At 63.8% G+C, this 15,323-nt stretch carries 14 protein-coding genes; 2 read left to right on the forward strand and 12 right to left on the reverse strand.

Going from position 1 to position 15,323, the window contains the following annotated elements; genetic code table 11:
- Window positions 1–35 precede the first annotated feature (35 nt).
- A complete protein-coding gene (locus tag ACFQ6Y_RS22565) occupies window positions 36–1,661 on the reverse strand; it encodes a circularly permuted type 2 ATP-grasp protein (RefSeq protein WP_378637349.1) in 1,626 nt (541 codons plus the stop codon).
- Between the two features lie 197 nt (window positions 1,662–1,858).
- On the opposite strand from ACFQ6Y_RS22565, the gene rpsT reads away from it, so the two are divergent.
- Complete coding sequence (gene rpsT / locus ACFQ6Y_RS22570) at window positions 1,859–2,119, forward strand: 30S ribosomal protein S20 (RefSeq protein WP_003944567.1); 261 nt, start codon at window positions 1,859–1,861, stop codon at window positions 2,117–2,119.
- 169 nt (window positions 2,120–2,288) lie between these two features.
- Here the strand turns inward: rpsT and holA are convergent, their stop codons facing one another.
- The 11 genes from holA to ACFQ6Y_RS22625 form a co-directional block, all read right to left on the reverse strand.
- Window positions 2,289–3,266, reverse strand: a complete 978-nt coding sequence (gene holA, locus ACFQ6Y_RS22575) for a DNA polymerase III subunit delta (RefSeq protein WP_283304155.1) — start codon at window positions 3,264–3,266, stop codon at window positions 2,289–2,291.
- Window positions 3,263–5,623 (reverse strand): ComEC/Rec2 family competence protein, encoded by a 2,361-nt coding sequence (locus ACFQ6Y_RS22580; RefSeq protein WP_378637354.1) that lies wholly within the window; start codon window positions 5,621–5,623, stop codon window positions 3,263–3,265. Before ACFQ6Y_RS22580 ends, holA begins: the two co-directional genes overlap by 4 nt.
- Window positions 5,620–6,522: a helix-hairpin-helix domain-containing protein gene (locus ACFQ6Y_RS22585; RefSeq protein ID WP_378637359.1), complete on the reverse strand. Its 903-nt coding sequence runs from the start codon at window positions 6,520–6,522 to the stop codon at window positions 5,620–5,622. The genes ACFQ6Y_RS22580 and ACFQ6Y_RS22585 overlap by 4 nt, the downstream gene beginning before the upstream one ends.
- Before the next feature lie 81 nt (window positions 6,523–6,603).
- A complete protein-coding gene (locus ACFQ6Y_RS22590; RefSeq protein ID WP_378637364.1) occupies window positions 6,604–7,446 on the reverse strand; it encodes a DegV family protein in 843 nt (280 codons plus the stop codon).
- 4 nt (window positions 7,447–7,450) lie between these two features.
- Window positions 7,451–8,248 carry a diglucosylglycerate octanoyltransferase gene (gene octT, locus ACFQ6Y_RS22595; protein ID WP_378538099.1) on the reverse strand — a complete coding sequence of 266 codons (798 nt, stop codon included), beginning with the start codon at window positions 8,246–8,248 and terminating at the stop codon, window positions 7,451–7,453.
- A complete protein-coding gene (locus ACFQ6Y_RS22600; protein WP_378504694.1) occupies window positions 8,235–8,909 on the reverse strand; it encodes a histidine phosphatase family protein in 675 nt (224 codons plus the stop codon). The genes octT and ACFQ6Y_RS22600 overlap by 14 nt, the downstream gene beginning before the upstream one ends.
- On the reverse strand, window positions 8,906–9,352 hold the full coding sequence (gene rsfS, locus ACFQ6Y_RS22605; protein ID WP_378637368.1) for a ribosome silencing factor: 447 nt from the start codon (window positions 9,350–9,352) through the stop codon (window positions 8,906–8,908). The genes ACFQ6Y_RS22600 and rsfS overlap by 4 nt, the downstream gene beginning before the upstream one ends.
- Before the next feature lie 46 nt (window positions 9,353–9,398).
- The gene (nadD, locus tag ACFQ6Y_RS22610) at window positions 9,399–10,115 is read right to left on the reverse strand and encodes a nicotinate-nucleotide adenylyltransferase (protein WP_080657183.1); all 717 of its coding nucleotides are present in this window, start codon (window positions 10,113–10,115) and stop codon (window positions 9,399–9,401) included.
- An 18-nt stretch (window positions 10,116–10,133) separates the two neighbouring features.
- Window positions 10,134–11,597, reverse strand: coding sequence for a VWA domain-containing protein (locus ACFQ6Y_RS22615; RefSeq protein WP_378637371.1), 1,464 nt, complete (start codon window positions 11,595–11,597; stop codon window positions 10,134–10,136).
- A gap of 8 nt (window positions 11,598–11,605) precedes the next feature.
- Complete coding sequence (locus tag ACFQ6Y_RS22620) at window positions 11,606–12,517, reverse strand: MoxR family ATPase (protein ID WP_019749056.1); 912 nt, start codon at window positions 12,515–12,517, stop codon at window positions 11,606–11,608.
- A 41-nt stretch (window positions 12,518–12,558) separates the two neighbouring features.
- On the reverse strand, window positions 12,559–13,845 hold the full coding sequence (locus tag ACFQ6Y_RS22625) for a glutamate-5-semialdehyde dehydrogenase (protein WP_378447869.1): 1,287 nt from the start codon (window positions 13,843–13,845) through the stop codon (window positions 12,559–12,561).
- 195 nt (window positions 13,846–14,040) lie between these two features.
- On the opposite strand from ACFQ6Y_RS22625, the gene ACFQ6Y_RS22630 reads away from it, so the two are divergent.
- Complete coding sequence (locus ACFQ6Y_RS22630) at window positions 14,041–15,144, forward strand: NADH:flavin oxidoreductase/NADH oxidase (RefSeq protein WP_378637376.1); 1,104 nt, start codon at window positions 14,041–14,043, stop codon at window positions 15,142–15,144.
- Window positions 15,145–15,323: the final 179 nt, after the last annotated feature.

Genomic DNA, 15,323 nt, shown 5'->3' on the forward strand with positions numbered 1-15,323 from the left:
TGATAGTTCTTGGTAGCTGGGCAGTTCAGTGGAGTTCACTGTTGCTGCTGCTGCTGTTGTTGTGAGGTGCTCAGCTCCGGTCCCTGCACCGGTTCCGCGGATTCCGGGGGCTCGGACACCAACTCCTCGCCGGAAAGCTCCGGGTCCTCGTGAGAGGTGCGGCTCGCAAGCACCCACGTGTCCTTGCTTCCACCGCCCTGGCTGGAGTTGACCACCAGCGAACCTTCCGGAAGCGCCACCCGGGTCAGACCGCCGGGCAACACCCACACGTCGTCACCGTCGTTGACGGCAAAGGGCCGCAAGTCCACATGGCGCGGCGAGAGAACGTCGTCGATCTTGGTCGGCACCGTGGACAGCTGCACGAGAGGCTGCGCGATCCACCCGCGCGGGTCTGCCTTGATCTTGCGGGTGATCGCGGCCAGTTCCTTGGGGCTCGCGTCGGGCCCGAAGACGATTCCGTAGCCGCCGGACCCTTCCACCGGCTTGATGACGAGTTCCGCGACCCGGTCGAGGACTTGCTCGCACTCCTCGTCCAACCAACAGCGGAACGTGTCGACGTTCTGCAAGAGCGGCTTCTCACCGAGGTAGTAGTCGATGATCTGCGGAACGTAGGTGTAGACCAGCTTGTCGTCACCGACTCCGTTGCCGACGGCACTCGAGATCACGACATTGCCCGCCCGCGCCGCATTCAGTAGGCCTGCGACGCCGAGAATCGAATCCGGGCGGAAGTGCATCGGGTCGAGGTATTCGTCATCGATGCGGCGATAGATGACGTCGACCTGGCGCTCACCTTCCGTAGTGCGCATGTAGACCATGTTGTCGCGGCAGAACAGGTCGCGACCTTCGACGAGTTCCACGCCCATCTGACGAGCGAGCAACGAATGCTCGAAATAGGCCGAGTTGGCAATACCTGGTGTGAGAACAACCACTGTGGGGTCTGCTTCGTTGAGTGCAGCACCCGCGCGCAGCGCCCTCAGCAAGTGTGTTGCGTAATCCCCGACGGCCCGCACCTTGTGGGACATGAACAGGTCGGGGAACACCCGAGTCATCGTGCGACGGTTTTCCATCACATAGGAGACGCCGGACGGAGATCGCAGGTTGTCCTCGAGAACTCGGAACTCCCCGGCCTCGTCACGGACCAAGTCGATACCGGCGACGTGAATTCGCACACCGTTGGGCGGCACGATGCCGGCCGCTTCACGGTGGAAGTGCTCACACGAGGTGACCAGACGGCGCGGCAGCACGTGATCGCGCAGGATTCGCTGCTCGCCGTAAATGTCCGCGAGGAACAGCTCGAGCGCCTTCACACGCTGCTTGATGCCCTTTTCCAGCCGCGACCACTCCTGCGCGGCAATGACGCGCGGCACCAGATCCAATGGAAACGGTCGTTCCTGCCCGGACAGCGAGAATGTCACTCCCTGGTCGATGAATGCACGTCCGAGCGCGTCGGCACGCGCGGCGAGGTCGGCGCTGCTCGTCGGCGCCAGGGCTTTGAACACGCCTTTGTACGGAGCACGCACCGAGCCGTCGGGCTCGAACATCTCGTCGAAAGCCAACTCGTAGCGACCGATGTCTGAATATCCGTCGAACACTGCAGCGGGACGCGCTCGGGTGGTGGTCGAACCTGTTTTACTCGAACTTATCGAAGGCGGCGGCGTCATAGGGCAACATGCTGCTACAAGTGCGGCTATTCGGCAGCCCGGCGAGAGTTCGGGCGCTCGGTGTACTCTTCTCGACAGACGCAACGTGCGACGGTTTGGGTTCTTGGGCCCTCGGCTGGTAATCTTGCCAGTCGGTGCATCAGTGCGCCCACAGCTTTCTCGACCGTAACCAGCTAAAGACGACAAGGATTTTACGCGTGGCCAACATCAAGTCCCAGGTGAAGCGAATCCGTACCAACGAGGCGGCCCGACTCCGTAACCAGTCGGTGAAGTCCTCGCTGCGTACCGCGATCCGTTCATTCCGCGAGGCTGCGGCAGCCGGTGACAAGGACAAGGCCAACGAGCTCCTCGTCTCCACCAGCCGCAAGCTCGACAAGGCAGCCAGCAAGGGCGTTATTCACGCCAACCAGGCTGCCAACAAGAAGTCTGCACTCTCGCAGGCCGCCAACAAGCTCTGACGCTTCCACTGTGACGGTTCGCCGTCATACTGGTTCGTCTCGATAGCCGCCAGGTCGAAAGACCAGGCGGCTATTTTGCGTTCTCGATCAGGCTTGCTGGGTTACTGGACGGGTGTCTCCACGGTCGCGAGACTACTGCCGGCCAACCTCGCGCTGAGACATCGTGTCCTCAGTTCTTCCGCAGTGCACACACTTTCCGCACTGCCATCTCCAGGGCGAAGGACGAGTCGACTGCGGCGCCCTTCACGTCGGCATTGAGGGCGGCGACGATCTGCATTGCAGCGCCGATCGACGTGGGATCCCAGCCGCCGACTTCCTTGATCGCCTTCTTGACCTTCCACGGCGGCATCCCGAGATCCGACGCCAACCGGAACGGGTCACCGCCCCGGGCAAACGGGCCGACCTTCGCGATGGTGTGGACTGCGTCGGCGAGGGCATCAGCGAGCAGGACATGGGCAGTTCCGATCTGATCTGCCCATCGGAGCGCCTCGAGCGCACCCCGGGTATCGCCGACGATGACTTTGTCGGCCACGTCGAATCCGGAAACCTCGGCCTTGCCCGAGTAATACTTGTGGACCGCATCGACGTCGATCTTGCCGCCGGTATCTGCCGCCAATTGTGAGCAGGCCGATGCCAGTTCGCGGAGGTTGGAGCCGACACTTTCGATCATCGCTGCGATCGCGTCGGGCGCAACCCTGACGTCGGCGGTCCGGAACTCACCGCGGACGAAGTCGACCAGCTGACTCTTGTTCAGTTTTCCGCAGCTGTGCACCGTGGCACCGAGCTTCTCGAGGGCCGGTGCCAACGCTTTCGCGCGACCGCCGCCCGAGTGCACGACGATCAGAACGACGCCTTCTGCCGGCTCACGCGCCGCCTCGAGTACAAGAGCTACGGCATCCTTGCCTGCTTCTGCCGCCGATTCCAAGACGATCACACGATCTTCGGCAAAAAGAGAAGGGCTGAGCAGTTCAGCCAACTCGGGAGCATTGGTGTCGCCCGCACGCATCTTGGTTACCGGGAGATCCGAAATACCCTGGCCGCGGTCACCGCGGACGGCTCTGATGAGCTGCGATACCGTGCGGTCGATCAGGAACTCGTCGTCCCCGAGAACAAGATGCAGCGGATCGACTCCAGACGGATTACTCACCCGAAGATGGTCCCACGAGGAACCGACACGATCGACACAGACCCGCCGCCCCCGCCATACACAGCGACGGTGCCGTCGACGTCGGTCCGAACCACCGCCCCGCCCAATGAATCCAGTTCATCGAGAACCTCCGCATTCGGGTGCCCGAAACTGTTGCCGACGCCGACGCTGATCATCGTCAACCTCGGACGCACCGCTTCCAGAAATGCCGACGACGTGGTCCGAGAACCGTGATGGGGCAGCTTCAACACATCGGCCTTCACGTCCGCTCCCGATCGGAGGATAGCCTCCTCCCCCGCAACTTCGGCGTCGCCCGTCAACAGAATTCGACCCGCGCCCGTGTGCGCCATCACCACCAGCGACTGATCGTTGGCGGCGTCCGCGCCGTCCCCCGCATCGCGGGGAGCCGGAAGCAACGGACCGAGAACCTCCACGTTCACCGATCCCAACGTCAACTCCATACCTGCGCGCAACGAGACAACCGGAACGGCCTGCGAGTCGGCGGCTTCCTTCACTGCCCGAAAACCTGACTCCGGCAACAACATCGACCCGACTCCGACAGCAGCGACCGAACGCCCACCCAGAACTGCTTCCAATCCACCGATATGATCGGCATGAAAATGACTGATCATCAGCAACGCGATGTCGTTGACGTCCAACATGTTCAGGCAACGATCCATCGACGTGGGATCAGGACCGACATCGACGACGATCACCCTGCCGTCGCCGGTCGAGAGCACCAGACCGTCCCCCTGACCGACGTCGCACATCACCAGTACCCACCCCGGAGCAATACGACCACCCCCGAACACATGTTGAAAGATGAGCGCTAGAACAACTCCCAGAACGAGGACGCCGACCACCCATCTCGAGATCCGATTCCACAGCGTCAGCGCTACGACCAGTAAGACGCCCACGACGACGAGAGCGCCGATGAGTCCTGACGGCACCACCACCGACGCTCCGGGAAGCGCCGCCGCCCGCTCGGACACGTATAGCAGCCACCCCATCGGAGGCCGGACGAGCGGAGCAATGAACACGGCAATCGACGGACTGATCAGCGCGCACAAGGCAATTACCGCACCGAACACCGTGACAATTCCGATCACGGGAGTCACCGCCATGTTCGCGGCAATCGTGACGACACTGAATGTTCCCGCCATGGCGCCCACTAACGGTGCAGTGACGACAAACGCAGCACTGGAGACGGCTGTCATCTCCGCGAGCCAACGGGGCCATCCTCGTCGGCGAAGCACATCCACCCACACGGGGGCAATGATCACCAGTGCACCGGTGGCCGTGGTCGACAGCGCGAATCCCCAGTCGACGGCCAGCTCGGGCATCACGACAACCAGAACGATGACGGCGGCAGCAAGAGCAGGCAGCGCCTGTTTGCGCCGACCGGTGACCAGACTGAGCAGGCCGATCAGGCCCATCACCGACGCGCGTAGAACACTCGGCGACGGCCTCGCGACGACAACAAAAGCGACGAGGGCCATCAGTGCCAAGACGGCGCCGACCCGCGGACTCAGCGCCGCTGCTCTGACCAACAGCAGAACGGCCCCGAGCAGAATGCTGATGTTGGCGCCGGACACCGCGGTGAGATGGGAAAGCCCGGCAACGGTGAAGTTGTCCTTCACCACCGGCGACAACGCCGACGTGTCTCCGACGACGAGGCCAGGCAGCAGACCTGCCTGATCCGGCGGGAGTGCAGCCGAGCACGCAGCCGCGAAACGAGTGCGCACCACGCTCGCCCATCGCTGGTACCAGGGCACGTCTCCCACCGCGACGGGAGGGCCTTCGGACGTGATCACGGCGAGCGTGGAATCGCTACGCCAGGGCTGACTCGCCCGGCCGCGAACCGTGAGGCGCTGCCCTGGAACAACTTCGAGCCACGACGAACTGGGCGCCCGGATGGTGACCAAGCCGCCTCCGGAGTACCTGCGGTTGTGTGCAGTCACCGAATTGACGGTTGCCCGGAAGAAGACCTGACCTTGACCCACCGCGCCGGAGACCACGTGCGGATCCTCAGTGGGTTCCACTTCGACACTCACCCACGATCCCTCGAGGGCAGCCCGGGTCAGTGGGTGCCCCTCGACCTCGGTCGCTCGCCACCCGCTGACCGCACTACACCCGGCGCCGAACAGCAATGCAACCAACATGATTCGTGCCCACCCCGCTGATGTCCGGCGCACAACCACGTAAGTGAGGAGTGCCGCTGGAACCGCACACGCCACCGCCAGTACCCACGCGGCGACCGGGCCGAACAGTATCCCCACCGCACTGCTCCCCCACACTGCGACGGCCGACAGAAGCAGTCGAGCGTCGAGGACCGGCGAGGCTTCCGGTTCGTTCATACCGACACCAGCACTCGCAATTTGGCCAACCTTGCCGGGCCGATCCCGTCGACTTCCCCCAATTGTTCTATGTCCGTGAATCTTCCGTTGGAGGTGCGCCAGGAGATGATCGCCGCAGCCGTTACCGGCCCTACCCCGGGAAGCTCGTCCAGTTCGGCCTCGGTGGCGGTATTGAGGTTCACCAGCCCAGCCCCGCCGGATTCCCCCGTAGCTGCGGGGCTGGTCCCTCCTGCAGTGGTACTCGAAGAAACACCACCGGACTGATCGGCCGCACCAACCACGATCTGATCGCCGTCGACAAGTTTCTGAGCCAGATTCAGGCCCACCGTCTCCGCTCCGTCGAGCACGCCACCTGCCGCAGCAAGCGCGTCGGCGATGCGCGAGCCCGAATGTAGGTTGACAAGACCCGGCGTGCGCACGAGTCCGACGACACTGACCACCACAGCCTCGGGCGGATGCTCTGCCACGACGCCGGTAGGTACGGGACTGGGTGATTTACCATCGTCGGCAGTGACATTCTGCGCCGTGACATTCTGGGGCGAGGGCAACGGTGGGACCGCCTGCATGCTCGGAGAATCCCACCACACGGTGAACAAGCCGATTCCCGTGGCCAGAACTGCAACGATCGCCAACACCCAGGTCGCCGATCGACTCGGGCGCCAACGTGTTCCGCGCCAATGTTCGGGCAATCGGTCGAACCGTGACGAGTCGGGTTGAGCTTCGTAGTCGTCCTCGTCGAAGTCCTGAAGCCACTCGGGGGATCTCTCGAATGGCTGCGGGGACCTCTCGAAAGACGCTGAATCCCCGAATTCGTCGACGTCCTCGTGTCGCCGCCTGTAGTTGCCGTCCATCGCCGCGAGGCGATCACGCGCCCGCTCGCGCTCCTCGCTGATCCTCATGACTGGACGCTAACGAGAGACCTCGCCGCCAACGACGAACAATTTCAATCTGTGGAGAACTCGAGGGTTGTGGAGAAACGATCAGTCGCTCGTGTCGATGTCCGGCAGCGGGCACACCACCACACCGATCGCGCCGACACCGACGTGCGCTCCGATGACCGCACTGAAGTCGGTAACCACAGATTCCGCTACATCGGGGATGCGCTCGGCCAACTGTTCCGCGATCCCGTCCGCACGCTCTCGCGCTCGCATGTGATGCACGGCTATCGCCACACGACCGAGACCAGCGCGCTCGACTGCCGAATCCACCAAGCGTGCAAGCGCTTTGGTGGTGGTACGTGTTTTCTCGCCGAGCACCAGCTTGCCGTCCACCAGATGCAGGATCGGCTTCATCGCCAATGCAGTACCCAGCAACGCAGCCGCGGTTCCGATTCGTCCGCCCCGGCGCAATTGATCAAGTTTGTCGACGACGATGTAGCAGCGCCCACGACTTGCAACGTCGACCGCCCGGCCATATGCCTCTTCGAGTGAAGCGCCCTTCTCGGCCAAGCGCGCAGCTTCGAGAGCGGGATATCCCAAACCCATTCCGGCGGACTGTGAATCGACGATCCGGACGGCGCCACCGAACTCCTGGGCCGCGACTCGTCCGGCTTCCCACGTTCCCGAGAGTTGACGTGAAATGTGAACGGCGAGAACGCCGTCACCGTCGCTCATGTCCAGGGCGCGTGCATACGCTTCGGACAACTCGGCGGGCGACGCTCCGGCCGTTGTCACTCCCGACAGATCGTTCGGCATTGCGTCGACGCCCTCACGCAAGTCGCAGCCGTCGCGGAGCACATGGAGGGGAACCACCTGAATGCCACATGCGTCGGCCGACTCCTGCGGAATGCAGGCGGAGGAATCCGTGACGACGACGACCGGCACTGTGCTACCCGACTTCGCTCGGTGGTGAGACGAGTTGCGGTGAGACAAGTTCCGGCGAAACCACTGTCTGCGCCTCGACCCCGCGAATCGCAGCGATCATCGCGCGGGCTACGCCGACGTGACCGTCCCAACCCCAGTGAATGCCATCAGGATTACCGTTCTCGGAAAAGACGTTGTCGCGCACTGCATCCGCGAGGTCGACCACGGGAACGTCTTTCTTCGTAGCCCACTCGGTGATCGCGGACACGGCGGCCGGCCGGCCGGCATGCACGCTTGCGTAGGCATCGCTGCGGTGCACGGATGGCAGAGTCGCGATCATCGGTAGTTCCGGCCGCATGTACTCCAACGCATTTCGCGAGCTTTCCAGATACTCGACGCTCAGCTTGGGCGGAAGCGCGACCGGGCGGCCCAGCGGTGCAAGCCTCGGCTGCAGCCACTGATAACCCTCGCGCACCACGCGTCGAAGCGCCGGAGGACGAACATAGCGGATCGTCTCGCGGAGCGCGGTAGGCAATGGGGACGGCAGCGAGTCCATACCGCCGACTGCGAACACGACGGCACCGGCCCGCGGCACCGCCGCCCACACGCGAGGATCCTGAGTCAGTGCCCACCACGCGTCGCGGCACGTCCAGCCGATACGGGCGACCAACTCGACATCCCAGTCGAGTTCGTCGGCCACGATGTTGGGCCAGATGCGTGGATGATCTGCCGCGAGGCCGCCTTTGGGGCCGAAATACGACAGCGAATCCGCGAGCACGAGGAGGACGGGGCGCTGCCCGTCAGCACTTTCAGAGGACGTCATTTGCGACACTCGCAGAAGCATTCCATACGTCGAGTCGCCACTCGATCGACTTGACGTCACCATGTCCGCTGAGTTGCACCCAACTGGTGTTTCCCAATCCGCCGAGGACGGCCCAGCGGTCGATGGGCAGGTCGAGCAATGCCGCTGTCAGTGCCGCGATCAAGCCTCCGTGCGCCACCAGAACCACGGGCCTCTCGGCCCAGTCCGGGTGCGTCTCGAGTAGCTCGTGAACTACCGGAAGGCTGCGATTTGCGACGTCGATTCGGCTTTCACCGCCGGGCGGCGCCAACGTGGCATCTGCCCGCCAGGCAGATCGCACACCGGGAGTACGCTCGTCGACGTCGTGATGCGTCAGGCCTTGCCACTCGCCCAGGTGTGTCTCACGCAGACGCGTGTCGGTGAGGACCGGAAGTCCGGCGGCATCACCGACAGCGACGGCCGTGAAGTACGCCCGACGCAGATCCGAGGACACGATCGTCAACGGTCTGCGATCGGCGATCACCGGACCTGCACTCTTGGCCTGCGTGCGTCCCAACTCCGACAGGTCGGTGTCGAGTTGCCCCTGCATCCGAGAGTCGGCGTTGTATTCGGTCTGTCCGTGACGCAGCAGGATGAGCCGGCGGACAGGGTTCGACGCCGCACTGGGCGCCGATGAAGTCACAGCGAGGGATCCTGCGCGTCCGGCTCGGAAACCGTGTCGGTCTCGAACACCGTGTTGGCGTCGGCGGGGCCGAGACGGTTCTGTCCGAGACCTTCGACCTCGACCGTCGGGCAGTCCTTCCACAGGCGATCGAGAGCGTAGAAGTTGCGCTCCTCGTCGTGCTGGACGTGGACGACGATGTCGGCGTAGTCGAGCAGTGCCCAGCGGCCCTCGCGGGTGCCTTCACGACGGACAGGCTTGTGTCCGGCTTCGCGGAGGCGATCCTCGATGTTCTCGACGATCGAGTTGACCTGACGCTCGTTGGTCGCGGACGCGATCACGAAGCAGTCCGTGATGACCAGCTGTTCGGACACATCGAGCACCACCACTTCGGTGGCCAGCTTCTCGTCGGCTGCCAAGGCCGCGATGCGTGCCATGTCGATGGCTTCGGTGTTTGCACTCACTCGATGTTCTCCAGTTTCGTCTTCAGAAAGTACTTGTTGTTCTCGGCTAGCTCGATTCGGCGCCCGGGACGGCTTCCGACTTCCCCGGTGCGGGCTCCGACATCGTTGTAGCTCCGTCGCGGCGCTCCGCGTCGACAGGTCGATACAGGTTCCGCTTCGAGATGTACTGCACCACTCCATCCGGCACCAGGTACCAGACAGGGCGGTCTTCACTTGCCCGACGCCGACATTCGGTCGACGAAATGGCAAGTGCCGGAATCTCTATCAACGTGACCGCGTCGGCGGGCATGGTGTCGAGGTGACCGGCCAGGTGCTCTGCATTGAGATCGAAGCCCGGTCGCGATACCCCGACGAACTTCGCCAATGCGAACAACTCTTCCCAATCTTGCCAGGAAAGGATGCTGGCCAGCGCATCGGCACCGGTGATGAAGAAGAGTTCGGCGTCGGGATGGTAGGCCCGGAGGTCTCGCAATGTGTCCACGGTGTACGTCACTTTTTCACGGTCGACGTCGACCCGAGAGACGGAAAACCGCGGGTTGGAGGCGGTGGCGATGACCGTCATGAGGTACCGATCCTCGGCAGGACTGACGCCCCTCCCCTGCTTCTGCCAGGGCCGCCCGGTGGGGACGAAGATCACTTCGTCGAGTCCGAACCGGTCGGCGACCTCACTGGCCGCAACGAGGTGGCCATGGTGAATGGGGTCGAAGGTGCCACCCATCACTCCGAGGCGTCGAGCACGTTCCACCGATAGTCCCTTCTGCACGAGTGTCGAGCTTACGGGTCAGACCGGCAGCAGACGGGACACGACGTCGGCAAGCTGCTGGGCCGAGCGGCACTCGTGCATGCTGATGACCTCGTTGTACACCTTCGCCGCGGAGTCACCCGTTCCCCATTGCCCCTTCGGCTCAGGGTTGAGCCAGTGTGCGTGCTTGGCAACCGCAACCATCTGCGACAGCGACTGGAGGTTGGGATCACGGTAGTTGTTGCGACCGTCGCCGAGTACCAGCAGCGACGTGCGACTGGTGATCGACTGCGCGAACTTCTCCTGGAAGACCCCGAAGGCGTGCCCGTAGTCGGAGTGGCCGTCGTAGGTGATCAGTTCGGCTTCACGCACCATCCGTGACATCGCGGACCCGAGGTCTGCGTTCGAGTCGAAGAACCGCGTGACCTCGTCGGTCGTGTCGATGAACGCGAACACCCGCACGCGCGAGAACTGCTCGCGCAAGGCGTTCACGAGCAGCAGGGTGAAGTGGCTGAACCCCGCCACCGAGCCGGATACGTCGCACATCACCACAAGTTCCGGTCGTGCTCGCTTCGGCTTGCGCTGCACCAGATCGATCGGCACTCCACCCGTCGACATGGACTTGCGCAAGGTGCGACGCAGGTCGATCGAACCCGCGCGGGAGCGGCTACGACGCACGGCGAGACGGCTGGCCAACAAGCGAGCCAGGGGTGCGACGTTCTTCTTCAGCGTGGTGAGTTCGGCATCGGACGCTCGCAGGAAGTCGACTTCCTCGGCGAGTTTCGGAACGCCGTACGTGGCGACCCGTTCCTTGCCCAGATTCTCGGCTGTGCGTCGACGCGTTTCCTTCTCGACCATCTTGCGGAAGTCCGCGATGCGCTGTGCTGCCGTGCGCTTGGCGACCTCGGACTGGTAGTCGGAGTTGTCCTTGCCCTCTGACCCGGAACCTTCCTGGTTGCCGAGCAGGCCCTGCAGGATCTTGTTGAGCAAAGTCTCCGGGGCGACGTCGCGCAGTGCCTGGTAGGCGGAGAACGACGGGCCGTTGCTCGACTGGTATTGCCCGAGTTCCTCGACCATTGCGGCGGTGAGAAGTTCGGTCAACTCCATCGCCTCGTCGCTGCCGTCAGTCAGCAATTCGGCGATCAGCTCACGCAAGGCCTGCAGATCGATCGAGCCGTCTGGCTTGCGCGGCAGTGTGACGTCGACGTCTCCGACCGCCCGGTCACCGATCGCTTTGGGGAACCACAGGTCGAAGACGGCGTCGAACGTGGCCCGGTGGGTCGGCCTGCGCAGGAGCGAGCACGCCAGCCCTTCACGAAGTGCCTCACGATCGAGCAGATCGAGTACCGACATGACCTGACCGGCGTCGACGGTCTCGGACGGGCCGACCATGATTCCGCGTCGTCGCAGCGCCTCGACAAAATCGACGAGGTGACCGGGAATCCCGTGCGGCGCTGCCAGGCCGCCAGGTGAGAGCGGCGACGTCGATCCTGCGGGAGCCATGTCAGACCTCAGTTCAGCCGAAGTTCAGCGGCGGCACGCACCTGGTCCGACTGGTGCTTGAGGATCACGCCGAGCGTGGCGCGAACGGCATCGTCGTCGAGAGTGTCCATGCCCAGAGCCAGGAGTGTGCGGCCCCAGTCGATGGTCTCCGACACCGAAGGGACCTTCTTGAGCTGCATTCCGCGAAGAACACGAATGGTGTTGACCAGCTGCTCGGCAATCGCTTCAGGAAGCTCCGGCACACGGCTTGCGAGGATGCGACGCTCGAGGTCGGCATCCGGGAAGTCGAGATGCAGGAAGAGGCAACGACGCTTCAGAGCCTCCGAGAGTTCACGAGTGGCATTCGAGGTCAACACCGTGAACGGCTTGCGGGTGGCGGTAATGGTTCCGAGTTCGGGGATCGTGACCGCGAAGTCGCTGAGCACTTCGAGGAGCAGACCCTCGATCTCGACGTCGGCCTTGTCCGTCTCGTCGATCAGCAGCACCGTCGGGTCCTCGCGGCGAATGGCCTTGAGCAGTGGACGTGCGAGCAGGAACTCCTCGGAGAACACGTCCGCCTTCGTCGAATCCCAGCTGTGGTCGACCGCGACATCACCCCTCGCTCCGCTCGCCCCGCCCGACTGGATCCGCAAGATCTGCTTCGCGTGGTTCCACTCGTAGAGCGCACGAGCCTCGTCGACGCCTTCGTAGCACTGCAGACGTACCAGCTCGGCGCCTGTCGTCTGGGCTACCGCGCGCGCCAACTCGGTCTTACCGACACCGGCCGGTCCCTCGATGAGCAGGGGCTTGCCCAGTCGGTCGGCAAGGAACACTGCCGTTGCAGTGCCCTTGTCGGACAGGTAACCCGTCTCGGCCAAACGCTCGATCACGTCGTCGACGCTCGAGAAGAACGGTGTTGTATCGGGGAGAGCTCGGTCCACGGTTAACTCCTAAAAAGGGTGGGGCAAGTCTGGTGAACTTTTCAGGCGGGTCGGGTGTGCCCGTCGCCCCAGACGATCCACTTCGTGGACGTCAGTTCCGGCAGCCCCATGGGGCCACGCGCGTGCAGTTTCTGGGTGGAGATGCCGATCTCGGCGCCGAATCCGAACTGCTCACCGTCGGTGAATGCAGTCGACGCGTTGACCATCACTGCGGCGGCGTCGACGCGAGCGGTGAACTCGCGGGCAGCCGAGAGATCGGACGTCACGATGGCTTCGGTGTGGCCCGTTCCGTACTGGTCGATGTGCTCGACGGCAGCGTCCAAGTCCTTGACGACTTTGAGAGCGACGTCGAGGGTGAGGTATTCCTTCGACCAGTCGTCCTCGGTGGCGGGGACCAGTCCCGGCAGATCACCGTGCACTACAACGTCGTGCATCTGGAGCGCTTGCAGCAGCTTCGGCACGGCGGTCTCGGCGATCGCAGCGTCGACCAGCACGGTTTCGGCTGTATTGCAGACGCTGGGCCGACGGGTCTTGGAGTTGAGCAGAATCTTCTCGGCCATCAGGAGATCGGCGGCCGAGTGAACGTAGACGTGGCAGTTACCGACACCGGTCTCGATGGTGGGCACGGTGGCATCACGCACAACTGCGCTGATCAAGCCGGCACCGCCGCGCGGGATGACTACATCGACGAGCCCGCGGGCCTGGATGAGGTGCGTGACCGTCGACCGATCCGCACTCGGCAGAAGTTGAACGGAGTCCTCGGGAAGCCCCTGAGCAACCAACGACGCGCGCAGCGCCTCCACCAACGCTTCGTTGGACTTGACCGCCGAAGACGAACCACGAAGCAGCGCAGCATTTCCCGACTTGAGAGTCAGCCCGAAAGCGTCGACGGTAACATTGGGGCGAGCCTCGTAGACCATGCCGACGACACCGAGCGGAACGCGCTGCTGGCGTAGCTCCAAGCCGTTCGGCAGAGTGGAACCACGAAGCACCTCACCGATCGGATCGGGTAGCCCGGCAACCTGACGCAGACCCGAAGCGATGCCCTCGATCCGGTCAGCAGTCAGCCGAAGGCGGTCGAGCAATGATTCCTCGGTGCCACCGGCCTTCGCAGTGTCGATATCGAGAGCGTTGGCCGCGAGAATCCGATCACTGGCCGCGAGTACGGCGTCGGCTGCGCCGTGGAGCGCAGCGTCCTTCTGCGCGGTGGTCAGCAGAGCCAGGACGCGCGAAGCCTTACGGGCTCGGCGTGCGGCGTCGTGCACGACGGCCTTGGTGTCGGACGCATTCGAGTCGACGGTTTCTGCGTTGGATGTCACAGCGGTCATGAATACACATTAACCACCCACCGTGGCGGCCTGCTCGGCGGAACAAGGCTGTGACCACCGGACAACATTGCGGCGGACCGCCGGGGAACGTTCCGACGGACCGTCCGAAAACATTTCGACGGACCGCCGGGGAACAATTCCGGCGCGAGGCACTGTTGCACCCACCGACCTTCTTCTTCGAGTCAGGAGCCATCCGTGAGTGTGTTGTTCGAGCCATTGACCCTGCGCGGCGTCACCATTCCGAACCGCGTCTGGATGGCACCGATGTGCCAGTACTCGGCTGACGTCATCGGCGACCAGGTCGGAGTGCCCAACGAGTGGCATCGCACGCACTTGGTGAGCCGTGCGATCGGCGGCACCGGCCTGATTCTCACCGAGGCGACGGCCGTCAATCCCGAGGGCCGCATATCGGCAGCTGATCTGGGGATCTGGAACGACACGCAGGCGCAAGCCTTCGCCGAGATCAACGCGCAACTCGCGTACTTCGGCGCAGTGCCCGGAATTCAGCTGGCGCACGCCGGACGCAAAGCGTCGACGCAGGTTCCGTGGCGCGGAGGCAAGAGCCTGCCGGCCGACGACCGTCTGTCCTGGCAGACAGTGGCTCCCAGCGCGGTTCCGTTCGGTCATCTCGCCGATCCGGTCGAGCTCACCACCGAGGGCATCGAAAAGGTCGTCGCGGACTTCGCAGCGGCGGCAACCCGTGCATTGAAGGCCGAATTCAAGGTCGTGGAAATTCACGCGGCTCACGGATACCTGATCCATCAGTTCCTCTCCCCCGAGAGCAACAAGCGAACGGACCGCTACGGCGGCAGCTTCGAGAACCGCATTCGGTTGCTCCTGGAAATCCTGAGCGCAGTCCGCGAGGTGTGGCCGGCCGAGTTGCCGCTCTTCGTCCGGGTCTCGGCGACGGATTGGCTGACGGAAGAGCGCGGACTGGAGGTCGACAGCTGGACCGCCGATCAGACCGTTGCCCTCGCCAACATCCTCTCCGACTACGGAGTCGATCTCGTCGACGTCTCCACCGGCGGTAATTCACCGGCGGCGCAGATTCCGGTGGAACCGGGATATCAGGTTCCGTTCGCCCGTCGCCTGCAGAACGAGAGCCTGCTACCGGCCGCCGCCGTGGGCCTCATCACCGAACCCGAACAAGCCGAGAAGATCGTCGAGGACGGTAGCGCCGTGGCGGTGCTCCTCGGCCGCGAGCTGCTGCGTGATCCCTACTGGGCGCGCCGGGCGGCCCGGGAACTGAACGCCGAGGTAGGACCGCATATCCCGTCGCAGTACGCCCGTGCCTTCTAGCCCGAAAATCGGCTCCCGCGCACAACTTTGATAGCGTAAGCGTCTTACTTGCCGGTAGTCCGGAGCCCTGTGGGCTCCGGACACTGCCGCGGGCCAGAGCCGTGCGACGGGGGTCGCAACGAGCCACAGGGCACGCGGACGCTCGATTTCCCGACCGGCTCATCGGCGAGTGGGCAACG

This window comes from Rhodococcus sp. NPDC056516, from assembly GCF_042794655.1.
Classification (GTDB): domain Bacteria; phylum Actinomycetota; class Actinomycetes; order Mycobacteriales; family Mycobacteriaceae; genus Rhodococcus_F.

Bases quoted from the DNA above. Each gene is read 5' to 3' on its own strand.
- ACFQ6Y_RS22565 (WP_378637349.1), bottom strand. From the start codon at position 1,661: ATGACGCCGCCGCCTTCGATAAGTTCGAGTAAAACAGGTTCGACCACC.
- ACFQ6Y_RS22580 (WP_378637354.1), bottom strand. From the start codon at position 5,623: ATGAACGAACCGGAAGCCTCGCCGGTCCTCGACGCTCGACTGCTTCTG.
- ACFQ6Y_RS22585 (WP_378637359.1), bottom strand. From the start codon at position 6,522: ATGAGGATCAGCGAGGAGCGCGAGCGGGCGCGTGATCGCCTCGCGGCG.
- octT (WP_378538099.1), bottom strand. From the start codon at position 8,248: ATGACGTCCTCTGAAAGTGCTGACGGGCAGCGCCCCGTCCTCCTCGTG.
- ACFQ6Y_RS22615 (WP_378637371.1), bottom strand. From the start codon at position 11,597: ATGGCTCCCGCAGGATCGACGTCGCCGCTCTCACCTGGCGGCCTGGCA.
- ACFQ6Y_RS22625 (WP_378447869.1), bottom strand. From the start codon at position 13,845: ATGACCGCTGTGACATCCAACGCAGAAACCGTCGACTCGAATGCGTCC.